We start from the raw sequence: 13,011 nt of genomic DNA, 5'->3' as shown, positions 1-13,011 counted from the left end.
GATTAGCCACTCATACTCAAAACAAGGTTATCCTTATGATAATGGGCCAATTGAAGCTTTTCACTCATTGTTGAAGAGAGAGTTTGCCTTTCAAACAACTTTTTCCAATTTTGAGGACTTGGTAATCCGAACCTCAAATTACATCAGTTGGTTTAATTCCGACAGAATTAGAACGAGTGTTTAGAAAAATATGTGCCATTTATTGACATAGGAGCAATATTGGTCAGACATTGTGATAATGATTTAATGCAACAATTACAGACTGCGGATTTTTCAATAAAAAATAATATATTACAGGTTATTTTTGATAATGATTTACCTTTTAGAATTACTGAAAATTTTGATGTACTTAAGTTACTAAAATATTTAGATTTATCAATTGAAAATTTAAAATGTGAATCAGTTTATGATATAATTGAGTATATTATAGATATTGCTAATCGGTTATCCGATAGCAGTTTATATGTGTTTATCAATGCTAGATATTATTTGTCTGATGAGCAAATTATATTATTAGCAAATGAAGCTAAAATAAAAAATGTTTCGATATTACTAGTTAGTTTGACGCTTTCAAGTGCAATTCATGAAATTACTACAGATGATGTAGTGACGTACTTTATAGATGGTGATTTTGTTGATTTTAGGAGTGATGACCTAAAGTAATAAGATTTACGTTTTTATAATACGAACATGCGTTCTGCTTTAGATGTATGTCAGATTAATTGGTTCGAATACATTGCTATTCCAATTGAAGCTAAGCAGGTTGCTTTAGATGTATGTCAGATTAATTGGTTCGAATACTCATTAAAATCGTAATCATCAAAATCATCAGCTTTAGATGTATGTCAGATTAATTGGTTCGAATACATTTTTAACTTATTGAATGATGATGAAGATGCTTTAGATGTATGTCAGATTAATTGGTTCGAATACACTATGAGCTTCTACCTTGCAACTGCTTTGGCTTTAGATGTATGTCAGATTAATTGGTTCGAATACTTAAGTCGTCCAAAGTGTAACTAGGCGTCTGCTTTAGATGTATGTCAGATTAATTGGTTCGAATATTGTTTTCATTAATTAGTGAAAGCAAAAGTTGAAATAATAGTAGGGCACGTATAACTATCAAAAGCTATTGTCATGTAACGATTGACAATAGCTTTTTTTAATATGATAGAATGATGCCAAAGGGGAATAATATGGCAATTAATCGACTTGAGTTTTATTCAGAAAAATTACAGATGAATACACGAGTTAATGTGATTTTACCTAATCAACCAAAAGGCACGGGTAAAATATTGTTATTACTACATGGTCTACATGATGATGAAAACTCATGGATAGATCAAACACGCTTGGTTTCATATGTTAGCAAAACGCAAATTACAATTATCATGCCACGAGCTGACCGAAGTTATTATACAAACATAGTAGGTGGTAGTCAGTATTTTGATTACATTGCTGATGAAGTATTACAATGTTGTCGACAATGGTTTAATTTGCCAACTGATCCAGATAAATGTTATGTTGCTGGTGTATCAATGGGTGGTTTTGGTGCATTAAAAGTCGGTTTAACGCATCCGAACCAGTTTAAACAAATTTTTGCGCTATCAGCGATGCCTGATATCGTGAGAAGTTGGCAAAATAAGCCGGAACGTGATGGTTGGTATCGTCGTTTATTTGGGTCACCTGAACAGGTAATTGAATCAGATAATGATATTGCCTATTTAATCTCTCAACAAACCACGAATGCACCTGCAATTTGGCAACTTTGTGGGGTAGAAGATCCATTTTATGCCATGAATCAGACACTGGACCAACAAATTAAGAAACAAGGACTCACCCATGAATTTTTGGAAGTACCTGGTGCACATGAGTGGGGAGTCTGGGATCCAGCAATACAACAAATTTTAGAAATTATTGATCAAGCGTAGCGAAGGGGGAACTGTTTTATATGTCTAAGAAAAATGTGATTATTACTGGTGCATCAGATGGTATTGGTGCAGCCGCGGCCAGGCAGTTAGCCAATAATGAAAATTATAATCTATATTTAGTTGGACGTAATCGTGATAAGACGGCAGCAGTTGCAAAGGAAGTACAAGCACCATATTTTATCGCCGATTTTGCAAAGTTAGCGCAAGTGCGTCATTTAGCTGATATGTTAAAGCATACTTTAGGTGATGAACCAATCGACATTTTGGTTAATAATGCTGGTGGGCTGTTTGATGACTTTGCACTGACTGAAGATGCCTTTGAACGTACAATTCAAATAAATTATTTAGCCCAGTTTTTACTAACTAATTTATTGTTGCCACAACTTAATCAGCAACAAGCAGTGGTTATCAATACATCAAGTATTGCGCATAAGTTGTATGGGCACATTGATTTAGATAATTTGAACAATAACGATGGTAAATACAATGCTAGTAAAGCATATGGGGATTCGAAGTTAGCTGACTTATTGTTTACTAAGGAATTACAGCGTCGTTATCATGATCAAGGATTAAAGACAGTGGCATTTCATCCAGGTGTTATTAGAACTAATTTTTCTAATGGTCAAAAAAATTGGCGTCAAATTTATCAATCAGCTTTGGGTAAACTAGTCTTACCAAGTGCTGAGACTGGTGGTAAGACATTGTGCTATTTTATTGAAGGCACACCAGACGTTACGTGGCAATCAGGTCAATATTATAGTAAGCAAAAATTGTCTAATAAGGTAAATCCACAAGTCAATGATGTTGTGTTGCAAGAGAAATTGTGGGATAAAACGATGACTTTGCTAAATTTGTAAAGGTAACGATAGATATTAAAAATAATTAATAACAAAAATGAGGCGCTATCACATTTCAGTGAAGCGCCTCATTTTATATTATTGACGAATGAAGTCGCTATCGGTATCATTTGATGCATCATCTTCACGATAACGCTCAACATGCATATGTAGATCATATTTATCACGAAGTTTAGCAATATCTTTCATCATAGACGATTGATGATGTTTATCTAAAGCCGTCTGATTTTCCCAGCTATCAATCAGTAAAATTGTTTCAGGGTCTGATAATGATTGGAAATAATGATACTTTAAATTCCCAGGCTCTTGACGTATTTTCGCAACAACACCGCTATTAATCATCTCATCAACAAATCTCTTGGCGCTGCCATCTTTGCCAGTATAGTATAGATTTACAGTTAAACTCATTGGAAGAATGCCTCTCATTTTTTTAACTATATTATATAGCTTTTATGGATGAAGATGTAAAAGAAGCGTAGTACTACGAATTCGAAATGCTTGTTTTTTAAAATGAAAACGTTTACCCTTATTTTGGGAGCGTTGTGAAGCAAGACAATTTAGTAAAGGGGAGCATTTTTAATGGCACATAATTTCATTCAAGGTGAGACATATCGGTTTACCTTGTTAACAGATCGACTAATTCGGTTGGAGTATGCACAAGATGGCCGTTTTGAAGATCGGCAAACACAGTTAGTCCAAAATCGTATATTTGGGGATGTTAATTATACGTTAAAAGAGCATAATGATGGCCATTTATTAGAAATAGAAACAAAATATTTTCACTTGTATTATGATGGTGGTGAGTTTGCGTCAAGTAACTTATGGATTGATGCTAAATATCAATATACACTGCATGATAGTCGTTGGTATTTTGGTGAAGATGAAGATGGCAATTTAGGTGGTACTTTTGCAACGTTAGACCATGCAGATGGAGAAATAGCAGTAGATACTGGTATTATGAGTCGAAACGGGTATGCTTATTTAGACGACACCGAATCATTTGCAATTGCAGATAATGAATTTACACAGCGCGTGACAGAACAAGTTGATGGGTATTTTTTTGCATACGGGCGTGAGTATCGAGAAGCTTTAGCCGATTTTTATAAATTGAGTGGTAAAACACCAATTTTACCGCGTTTTGCATTAGGTAATTGGTGGAGTCGTTACTATAAGTATACACAAGATGAGTATTTAAAATTGATGGACGACTTTGATAAAGAACGAGTACCAATTAACGTGTCAGTTATTGATATGGATTGGCATCGTACGACAGACGTTCCGTCACGTTTTGGTAGTACTTGGACTGGATATTCTTGGGATAGAAATCTATTCCCAGATCCGGATGGCTTTTTGGCTGAACTAAAAAAGCAACATCGCCATGTGACAATTAATACACACCCAGCTGGTGGTATTAGGGCTTTTGAAGATAGTTATCCTGCTGTTGCGAAGTATTTAGGTTTAGATATCGAACATGAAGAATCAGCTCCCTTTGATTTAGACAATATAAAGTTTAGAAAGGCTTATTTTGAAAAGGTACATCACCCATTAGAGAAACAGGGGATTGATTTTTGGTGGATGGATTGGCAACAAGGGACAAGTCGTAATAAAGAAAAAGTAGAGCCACTTTGGAATTTGAATCATTATCATTATCTTGATAATGCGCAATCACATGATGGCGAGGGGCTTATCTTATCACGTTATGCAGGACCAGGGTCACATCGTTATCCAATTGGTTTTTCAGGGGATACCTTTATTACATGGGCTTCATTGAATTTCCAACCATATTTCACTAGCATGGCAACGAATATTGGTTATACATGGTGGAGCCATGATATTGGGGGCCATATGAAAGGAAGTTTTGATGTTGAATTAGCACTTCGTTGGATTCAATATGGTGTTTTTAGTCCAATTAATCGATTGCATAGTTCAGATAATCCATTTTCTGGTAAAGAGCCTTGGAAGTTCCGCGAAGATGTTCGTCAATACATGGATAACTATCTACGTTTGCGTGGTAAATTAATACCCTATTTAGATAGTGCTAATATTATAACAAATTTGCATAATAGGGCACTAGTAGAACCGATGTACTATCAATATCCAGATAATACAGAAAGTTATTTGTATAAAAATCAATACATGTTTGGTAGCCAATTAATGGTTGCACCAATTACGACACCACAAAATAAGATAAGTAATACTGGAACCGTAGATGTTTGGTTACCTGAGGGACAATGGATGGATATCTTCAGTGATATCCTTTATCAAGGCGATGAAATTGATAATCAGCCACTTGCTTCAAGTACTATTTTAGTTGGTCAGTATAAGAGTGGCGCAACAACTATTAAAATGTCACGTACTTTGGCGAATATTCCAGTACTTGCTAAAGTTGGTGCAATTGTACCAATGGTAGCTGATCCAATGCAACAAATCGACGAATTACCTGTAGAAATCGAAATTCATGTTTATGGTAATGCTAATAATACATATACGATGTATGAACATGTTGGTCATGCAATTGCCAAAACAGATATAGCTATAATTGATGGGCACTTTAAGACGATTGTTGATGATCCGAACAAGATTGTACCTAATGATCGTCAATATAGATTTAAGGGCCATGCGTTTACAGTAGATGATAGTTATGAATTGCTATTAATGGGTAGTGATGAAAAAATAGTTAGCGTGCAAGCTGATAATCGACAAGTAGCGCGGGCACGTCAACAATTAATCACACAATTACAAGGTGCTGAGATAGCGTATGAAGAGAAACGTGAGATTTTAAAGAAGATTGATAATCCACAAGTAACGCCGATGAAATTAGCAACATACGCACAAACTTTACAGGATGAAAGTCTACAAGCAATGGTTATCGAATACGCAATGATATTGCAAACACATCATTAATCCAATGAAAGATGGAATAGGAAACTGTTTCATCTTTTTTATTAAGCAGGTGTCTTGGAGATGTATGGTATATTTATAATGTATGATTTAAATTTTAGTGGTTAGTAGATAGATAAGAAGGACAATCTTTAATGCAGAAAAGCAATCGACGCATCGTTATCAAACAATCAAATCAATTACAATCATCGGCCAAATTTGCCATGATATTTTGGATAATTCGTTTTTTAAGTAGACATTTTATTAATCATCAGCAATCAAAAAAGCTCATGGTGCATGATGTGTTTACTGTTAGTCAAACAATTGAATTGACCAATAATCAAATATTACGTTCAGATATGAATTATTTAGTATGTGATGTTAGTCCAGCAATTGTGATGGTTATGCCCTTAGATAGCATTGACAATCAACCGTTTAAAGTAAGTAAAAAAGCGATTAAACGTGCATTAATTCGTAAAGATATGTAATATTAAGCAAAATGACAATAAATTATGGACGACATGTAAAAATGAAGTTCATAATTTTTGTTTTATACGATAAATGGAAGGAAAGCGACCATGATGTTATTTAAAAAATTGGTGCTGATGCTGATTGTTGTCATAATGAGTAGTCAGGTAGCAGTTCATACAATTTATGGGCAAACAAATGATAGCCTAACAACTGTTAACTTAAAACAGAACGTGCAGATGCAAACTGGTAACAAGGAGATTAAAGGGACTATTACGGATTCACAATCATCAGAATCCAGGGTCTATCGTCTTGTTGTAAAAAATAAACAAGAAACGTTATTAAATACTGATATTATGTTGAACCAACCATTTGAAGCGCAATTGAGTAGGAAATTGAAAGCACAAGATCAAATCACAATGGAATTACAAGACCAAAGTGGTGCATCAGTCGTAAGACCTTCACGTGTTACACCCACGAAATGGCGAGTTTTAAGTAAACCTAACACTAAGATTAAAACCAGTGACTGGGGAAATGTTTTTCAAAATAGTCGTATCGAGCCCAAAAAATATCAGGTTGTTCAAGCACCTAAGACGGGGTTGTCATATTTAAAGAAACCACGCTACATTGCCAGTCATCGTAATGTGACAACTTTTAAAGAAAATGATCGTTCAGTAAATAATGAGATTAAAGGCTTCCAAACAGCATTATTGTTACCAACAGAATCAACGAAGTTAGTTAATTGGCAACTACCACAGGGCAGTGTAATGAATGGACAATATTTATATGTTATGTATGAATCGCAAGCACATAAAAGTTATGGTCGAATTGTTCGCTATGATGTTAAAAGACTTAAAGAACTAGGTATTTGGCAAAATGGTAGTGATAATTTACGTCAGTTGGAACAAAAAATCAATGATCATAAATTTGCAACGACGGCAGACGAGCAACTATTACAAACAATTGTTATCGGTCCTGAGTTTTACATGGGACATGGTCAAGCTGTGTCATTCAATCAACAGCAAAAACAGCTATGGCTAGTATCACTAACTAAAAAATCAAGACAGCAACAGTTAATACAAGTTGATTTAAAAACATTGTATCCGAGTGAACGACACAAATTTATTTTTAAGGATAAGAAAAATAAACAATCATTTCATGGTGAACATAATTTAAGCATTGATGATCAAGGAAATGTTGCAATGGTAGGTATGGTTTCAGATAAGACAAAACGGCAATTAGCAGCTAAAAATGTGAAAGCAGGCGATTTGATGTTATACCATGGCCGTATTAAGAATGGTCGATTTTATATGGCCATATCAAATACTGTTGTACGTCAAAAACCAGGTTATTTTGGTCAATTTTTAGCAACTAAGAATCAAACAAGACAACTTTTTTATCTAACTGATGGTATTTATTATGCGCTACCAGCTGATAAATGGCCCAATGGTACTTTAAAACAGGCTGACATCAGTAGTGGTGTTTATACGAAAGTTTACAGCACGCGTGAATTTGAATCACAAGGTTGGGATAATCAAGGAAATGCTTATTTGATTGTTAATCGTGGTTCAGAAGTGATGCAAGAAACAAAATAAGTTAGAAAATGTGAAATTTGTGACATGATGGCAACATATTTTTGTTACACTTAAAGTAACTAAATTAAGGGTACATGGTAATAGAATGGGTCGAGCACAAAAAATAAAGAATCGTATTAAAAATTCGTCCTTTTTTGGAATGAGCTATCTGACGGGCACTTTGATATTGGTTAAATTCTTACAATTATTTATCAAACCAAATGAAAAACAGATATTATTCATCTCATATAGTGGACGACAATATTCAGACACGCCCAAAGAGGCGTATAACATGTTACGTACTGATCCGGATTTTGCGGACTATGAGTTGGTCTGGGCACTTAATAAACCAAAGTTGTATAAACAACCAGAATTAGGTCGGAAAATATCATCTAATTCACCAACTTTTTTCTATCATTTGTTAAAATCCAAATATTGGATTGCTAATTCGAGTATTGATCGTTTAATACCGTTTGAACATAAGGAACATATTTATATTCAGTTTTGGCATGGTGTCCCACTTAAAGCGTTAGGCCATTCAGAAGTCGGGTTATCTAAGTTAGTACAGTATTGGTATGATCATGTGCAATTTGACTTCATGTTTACGTATAGTGATTATGATTTAGCGAAGTTCAGAGAAGTATTTCCTAGAACCAAGCAATTTGTAACCCAAGGGCAGCTGCGTAAAAATATTGTTAAACGGTATGAACAAAATATTACACCAGCAAGAATTAAGTATCAGCTAGGCATTAAGTCTGATAAACCAGTGTTATTGTATTTACCGACTTTTAGAGGGTATGATGCAAAAGAACAAACTAATTTAACACAAGCAACGTTGGCTAAATTATCCGAAAACTATACAGTCATTTATCGTGGGCATTACTTTACCGATGGTATGAAACAAGGACAGATTATTACTGCAGAAAATTATTCCTTGTACAAGCTATTTATGATTGCTGATACGTTGATTACCGATTTTTCAAGTGTCTTTTTTGATTTTTCAGTGTATGGGAAAAAAATTTATTTATTCCAGCCAGATGTTAGTGAGTACTGTGCGCGTCGGGGCATTTATCTAGATGCAAAAAAAGATTTGAATTTACCGGTTGCTTACTCAGAAGTTGAATTGATGCAATTGCTCCAAGAGGATGATTATGATTATCATCTTTTACAAGAGCTTACTAAAAAATATAATCCTCATGATGGGGATGAAGCAGCAGCAGCATTGAAGAATATTTTGATGACGTTTCTGTAATAGGATAGAGTCTGAATTTTTCGTAAATTCAGACTCTTTTTTTATGACGGTTATCTAAATTTATTTATGTAAAAAAGCAAATTTTTTTTGGAAAATATGTTAAATCTCAAATACAACTGGAATATTGACTAAAAATTTAATGAAACAGAAAAAGTTATTCATATACGACTCACCCGATGTAGTATTCTAAAAAAGCGCTTGTGCACAGTGCTGATTTTATTATCCTAACGAAAGCAGCAAATTAATTATGTTAAATGATTAAGGTGAAAATATGAATAACTTAAAAAAAATCGTGATGATTGCCGCAACTAGTATAGTTGGCATGTATGCATTATCTACAAATGATGTGACGGCAAATAGTGTCCCCAACATCACAGCAGGCGAAGCAAACAAACCACGAATGGATTTGGTTGATGTGTCGTCGTGGAATAAAACACTATCAGTAACTGATTTTCAAAAAATGAAGGCGCATGGTGTGCGGGGAGTGATTATTAAGCTAACTGAAGGAAATTATTATGTTAGTCCAGTGGCAGCAACTCAGATTTCAAATGCGCGCGCTGCAGGATTAATTGTTTTAGCTTATCACTATGCCAAATATCGCTCACCACAGGAAGCATATCAAGAAGCCGATTATTTTGCGAATCAAGTTCAAAAGCTGGGTCTGCCAACCACAACTGTTTTAGCAAATGATTTAGAAGATTCACAGACACAGGCAGGAAATGTTACAAATAATGCTTTGGCGTTTCGTAATCGTTTAACAGCACTTGGCTATCAGCGTCAAATGTTGTATACAGCGCCATACTACATTTCGCAAATCCAATTAGACGTGAATTTATTTGGTAATCGCAATATATGGATGGCTTCGTATCCTTATAATCCGACTAGTGATAATTTATGGCATCAACAATATGGTGCGTGGCAATGGAATTCTAATACGAATTTTCCAGGCGTAACAGGCGTATTTGATGTATCTGTTGACTATGGTTCACAATTCTTAGAAGAACAGGCAACGACAACTAACGTGAATGATGCAATACAAAATAATGAGCATGAGACGCAGCCAAAACCAGTTTTGCCAACTAAACCAGTTGAAAAAAAGAATCGACTCATTATCAAGGATACATTGATGATGGTACGGCATGGCGTTGGTATGAAAAAGGACGCCTTTTCACAGGATTTAGGTTTTATAGGGGTGCTTATTATTGGTTTAAAAATGGTGTTCGTCAAGTCAATCAATGGGAAAGTGCCTGGGGTAATCGCTATTATGTTGGCTTTGATGGACGAGCTGTGCAGGGATTACAAACTATTAATCAAAAGCAATATTACTTTGGTGATAATGGGACGTTTTATCTACAAACAAATCAAAAAGTAACCATCAATAAGCAACATTTTCTAGCGAATGAACAAGGTGTTTTAACTAAAGTTAATACCAAGCGCCAAGGATATTTGGATACCCCGCAGGGATGGCGCTGGTTTGAAAATAATCAATTATTTACAGGATTTAGATTTTACATGGGTGCTTACTACTGGTTTGAAAAAGGTGTTCGTCAAGAAAATAAATGGAAGAGTGCTTGGGGTTACCGCTATTATGTGGGATCAGATGGCCGTGCTGTACAAGGTCATCGAAAAATAAATGGCCACTGGTATTATTTCGGTAATGATAATACATTTTATTTGCGTTAAGAATATCAATTTAATGATATATTTAAGTTGAATTTTAATTTAGTATAATACAAAAGGTTGGGGCATCTTTTTGTCTCAATCTTTTTTTATAAGATAATGTAAAAATTAGCAACAATTGTACAAGTAAGCGTATAATACAAGTAATTAAACTGAATTAAGAAAAGCAGGTTATAGATAAATGATTACAATAAAATCACAACGAGAAATCGAAGGGATGAAGAAATCTGGTGCTATTATTGCAGGTATGCATAAAGGACTTCGGAATTTAATCAAACCAGGTATTTCAACATGGGAGATTGAAAAGTTTAGTCGTCACTATATTGAAAGTCATGGTGGTCGTGCTGCCCAAATCGGGTTCGAAGGATTTGAATATGCAACAACTGTATCGGTCAATGAGGAAGTGGCACATGCCTTTCCACGTAAACATTTGTATCTAAAAGAAGGTGACATTGTCAAAGTTGATACGGTTGTCGACCTTGATGGCTACTATTCTGATTCAGCCTGGACATATGCAGTTGGTCAAGTATCTGATCAAGTGGAAAAATTAATGGCTGTTACAAAAAAAGCACTTTATATTGGTATTGATCAGGCGCAAGTAGGTAATCGTGTCGGTGATATTGGTGCCGCAATTGATCAATATGTGACGCAAGAAAATGGCTACGGTAATGTCCGTGAATATGTTGGTCACGGTATTCAGCCAACTATGCATGAAGAACCAGCAATCCCACACTATGGGAAAGCTGGTCATGGGTTGCGTTTGAAGCCAGGTATGACGATTACGATTGAACCAATGGTTAATTTGGGTGGCTGGAAAGTCAATACATCGACAGAAGATGGTTGGACAGTTACAACAGAGGATGGTTCTTGGTCAGCGCAATATGAACATGTGATTGCCATTACAAATGAGGGGCCTAAGATTTTGACATCACAAGATTCAGAATTTGATGCAAAGTATTTGTAATGTTTTTTGATTGCAAAGGAGATTTTGATTTGTCAGAAAAAAGTTATATTTTTTCAAAGCGGTTTTTAGATATTTCAGTAGCATTATTTGCGTTGATCATTTTATCCCCAGTTTTCTTAGTGATATCATTATTTTATTTATTTGGTGATAATAAAGGTCCTGTTTTTTATCAACAAAAACGCGTTGGTATGGGGCATCAAGAATTCGGTATTTATAAGTTTCGTTCGATGGTCGTAGGTGCTGAAGAAAAATTATATGCAAATAAAGACTTATACGCAAAATTCGTTGCGAATGGCTATAAATTACCAACTGAAGAGGACCCACGCATCACGAAATTTGGTGCTTTTTTACGTAAAACATCTATTGACGAATTACCGCAGTTTATTAACATTTTAAATGGCGAGATGAGTATTGTTGGTCCACGTCCAGTAGTAGAAAAAGAATTGGTTGAATATGGGGATGATGTTGATAAATTCCTATCAGTTAAACCAGGCGCAATGGGCCTTTGGCAAGCTAGTGGGCGGAGTGAAATACAATATCCAGAACGTGCTGAGCTAGAAATTGGCTATGTTGATCAAGCTGACTTATGGTTTGATTTCAAAATTTTGTTTATGACAGTTATCGCTGTTTTTAAGGGTGAAGGCGCAATGTAGCGTATTCAACTATAAAACTTATTATTTCTCCTGTATAATTAGAAATAATAAGTTTTAATTTTTAACTGATTAAAATTTAATCAGAAATTTTAAGTTTAAAAGGGAATAATAGAAATGAATAATCAATTTACTGTTACCGATTTATTTAAGCATTTGCTTCGTAATGCTTGGTGGATTATTATCTTAGGCATTATTAGTGCAATGGGGATGTTCTTTATTAACAAGCAACCATCATCAATTAATGTTAGTGCTACACGCACAATGTATGTTGGTAAGATTGATAGCAATGCTAAGGATCCTAATTCACAAGTTAATGGAAACGCTTGGATGTTAAAAACTTATCGAGAAATCGGAAAAGATCGTACAATTATTGACCCTGCTGTTGCACAATTAAAAAAGCAACACGTTAAGGTGACTGGCGCACAATTGCGCCAAGCATTAACCTTATCATCACCAGAAACTACTTTGTTAATTAAAGCAAAAATATCTGGTATTGATAAGGGCACTAAAGCAGTGAAGATGGTGAATGCTTATACGGATTCATACGCTAAGAATGCACCAAAATTAATTGCTGATATGCCACAACCAGAATTAATGTCATCAGCTAAAAATGCACAAACGGCGACAATTGTTTCTGGCGGTTCACCAAAGAAAGCAGCATTGTTTGGTTTAGTTGTTGGTTTGGCTGTGGGAATTGTTTTGGCATTCTTTACCGGCATCTACAAAAATATGAAAGCAGTAAAGAATTAAAA

At 34.9% G+C, this 13,011-nt stretch carries 14 protein-coding genes and 1 CRISPR repeat array; of the genes, 13 read left to right on the top strand and 1 reads right to left on the bottom strand.

The genetic code is table 11. The features are described from left to right. From FFM55_RS04775 to FFM55_RS04760, 4 genes are all read left to right on the top strand, one after another. On the top strand, positions 1-184 hold a 184-nt coding region (locus FFM55_RS04775), incomplete at its 5' end, for an integrase core domain-containing protein (protein WP_170999657.1). A gap of 8 nt (positions 185-192) precedes the next feature. Next, positions 193-663, top strand: coding sequence for a type II-A CRISPR-associated protein Csn2 (csn2, locus tag FFM55_RS04770; protein ID WP_137600613.1), 471 nt, complete (start codon positions 193-195; stop codon positions 661-663). Between the two features lie 36 nt (positions 664-699). Then, a CRISPR array of direct repeats spans positions 700-1,065; the repeat unit is 36 nt; unit sequence GCTTTAGATGTATGTCAGATTAATTGGTTCGAATAC. Positions 1,066-1,196: 131 nt separating this feature from the next. Continuing rightward, positions 1,197-1,931, top strand: a complete 735-nt coding sequence (locus FFM55_RS04765) for an alpha/beta hydrolase (protein ID WP_170999656.1) — start codon at positions 1,197-1,199, stop codon at positions 1,929-1,931. A gap of 20 nt (positions 1,932-1,951) precedes the next feature. After that, positions 1,952-2,788, top strand: a complete 837-nt coding sequence (locus FFM55_RS04760) for an SDR family NAD(P)-dependent oxidoreductase (RefSeq protein WP_137600611.1) — start codon at positions 1,952-1,954, stop codon at positions 2,786-2,788. A gap of 78 nt (positions 2,789-2,866) precedes the next feature. Here the strand turns inward: FFM55_RS04760 and FFM55_RS04755 are convergent, their stop codons facing one another. After that, positions 2,867-3,196, bottom strand: a complete 330-nt coding sequence (locus tag FFM55_RS04755; protein WP_137600610.1) for a putative quinol monooxygenase — start codon at positions 3,194-3,196, stop codon at positions 2,867-2,869. Between the two features lie 171 nt (positions 3,197-3,367). On the opposite strand from FFM55_RS04755, the gene FFM55_RS04750 reads away from it, so the two are divergent. The 9 genes from FFM55_RS04750 to FFM55_RS04710 all read left to right on the top strand — a co-directional run bounded on the left by FFM55_RS04750 (position 3,368) and on the right by FFM55_RS04710 (position 13,009). After that, positions 3,368-5,692 (top strand): glycoside hydrolase family 31 protein, encoded by a 2,325-nt coding sequence (locus FFM55_RS04750; RefSeq protein ID WP_137600609.1) that lies wholly within the window; start codon positions 3,368-3,370, stop codon positions 5,690-5,692. A 131-nt stretch (positions 5,693-5,823) separates the two neighbouring features. Beyond that, a complete protein-coding gene (locus FFM55_RS04745; RefSeq protein WP_137600608.1) occupies positions 5,824-6,156 on the top strand; it encodes a hypothetical protein in 333 nt (110 codons plus the stop codon). A 90-nt stretch (positions 6,157-6,246) separates the two neighbouring features. After that, a complete protein-coding gene (locus FFM55_RS04740; RefSeq protein ID WP_137600607.1) occupies positions 6,247-7,731 on the top strand; it encodes a hypothetical protein in 1,485 nt (494 codons plus the stop codon). An 85-nt stretch (positions 7,732-7,816) separates the two neighbouring features. Continuing rightward, positions 7,817-8,962 (top strand): CDP-glycerol glycerophosphotransferase family protein, encoded by a 1,146-nt coding sequence (locus tag FFM55_RS04735; RefSeq protein ID WP_081839353.1) that lies wholly within the window; start codon positions 7,817-7,819, stop codon positions 8,960-8,962. A 271-nt stretch (positions 8,963-9,233) separates the two neighbouring features. Then, positions 9,234-10,334 (top strand): GH25 family lysozyme, encoded by a 1,101-nt coding sequence (locus tag FFM55_RS04730; RefSeq protein ID WP_137600606.1) that lies wholly within the window; start codon positions 9,234-9,236, stop codon positions 10,332-10,334. Continuing rightward, positions 10,250-10,645, top strand: coding sequence for a hypothetical protein (locus FFM55_RS04725; protein ID WP_137600605.1), 396 nt, complete (start codon positions 10,250-10,252; stop codon positions 10,643-10,645). The genes FFM55_RS04730 and FFM55_RS04725 overlap by 85 nt, the downstream gene beginning before the upstream one ends. Before the next feature lie 178 nt (positions 10,646-10,823). Further along, the gene (gene map, locus FFM55_RS04720; protein ID WP_042494633.1) at positions 10,824-11,606 is read left to right on the top strand and encodes a type I methionyl aminopeptidase; all 783 of its coding nucleotides are present in this window, start codon (positions 10,824-10,826) and stop codon (positions 11,604-11,606) included. Between the two features lie 29 nt (positions 11,607-11,635). Continuing rightward, positions 11,636-12,259 carry a sugar transferase gene (locus tag FFM55_RS04715; protein WP_052348471.1) on the top strand — a complete coding sequence of 208 codons (624 nt, stop codon included), beginning with the start codon at positions 11,636-11,638 and terminating at the stop codon, positions 12,257-12,259. Positions 12,260-12,373: 114 nt separating this feature from the next. Continuing rightward, positions 12,374-13,009, top strand: a complete 636-nt coding sequence (locus FFM55_RS04710) for a YveK family protein (RefSeq protein ID WP_137600604.1) — start codon at positions 12,374-12,376, stop codon at positions 13,007-13,009. The last annotated feature ends 2 nt before the right edge of the window (positions 13,010-13,011 follow it).

The organism is Weissella sagaensis (assembly GCF_005405285.1).
In the GTDB taxonomy this organism is placed as follows: Bacteria; Bacillota; Bacilli; order Lactobacillales; family Lactobacillaceae; genus Weissella; species Weissella sagaensis.
This window is presented reverse-complemented; position numbering and strand designations above follow the sequence as displayed.

Bases quoted from the DNA above. Each gene is read 5' to 3' on its own strand.
- FFM55_RS04765 (WP_170999656.1), top strand. From the start codon at position 1,197: ATGGCAATTAATCGACTTGAGTTTTATTCAGAAAAATTACAGATGAAT.
- FFM55_RS04760 (WP_137600611.1), top strand. From the start codon at position 1,952: ATGTCTAAGAAAAATGTGATTATTACTGGTGCATCAGATGGTATTGGT.
- FFM55_RS04755 (WP_137600610.1), bottom strand. From the start codon at position 3,196: ATGAGTTTAACTGTAAATCTATACTATACTGGCAAAGATGGCAGCGCC.
- FFM55_RS04750 (WP_137600609.1), top strand. From the start codon at position 3,368: ATGGCACATAATTTCATTCAAGGTGAGACATATCGGTTTACCTTGTTA.
- FFM55_RS04745 (WP_137600608.1), top strand. From the start codon at position 5,824: ATGCAGAAAAGCAATCGACGCATCGTTATCAAACAATCAAATCAATTA.
- FFM55_RS04740 (WP_137600607.1), top strand. From the start codon at position 6,247: ATGATGTTATTTAAAAAATTGGTGCTGATGCTGATTGTTGTCATAATG.
- FFM55_RS04735 (WP_081839353.1), top strand. From the start codon at position 7,817: ATGGGTCGAGCACAAAAAATAAAGAATCGTATTAAAAATTCGTCCTTT.
- FFM55_RS04730 (WP_137600606.1), top strand. From the start codon at position 9,234: ATGAATAACTTAAAAAAAATCGTGATGATTGCCGCAACTAGTATAGTT.
- map (WP_042494633.1), top strand. From the start codon at position 10,824: ATGATTACAATAAAATCACAACGAGAAATCGAAGGGATGAAGAAATCT.
- FFM55_RS04710 (WP_137600604.1), top strand. From the start codon at position 12,374: ATGAATAATCAATTTACTGTTACCGATTTATTTAAGCATTTGCTTCGT.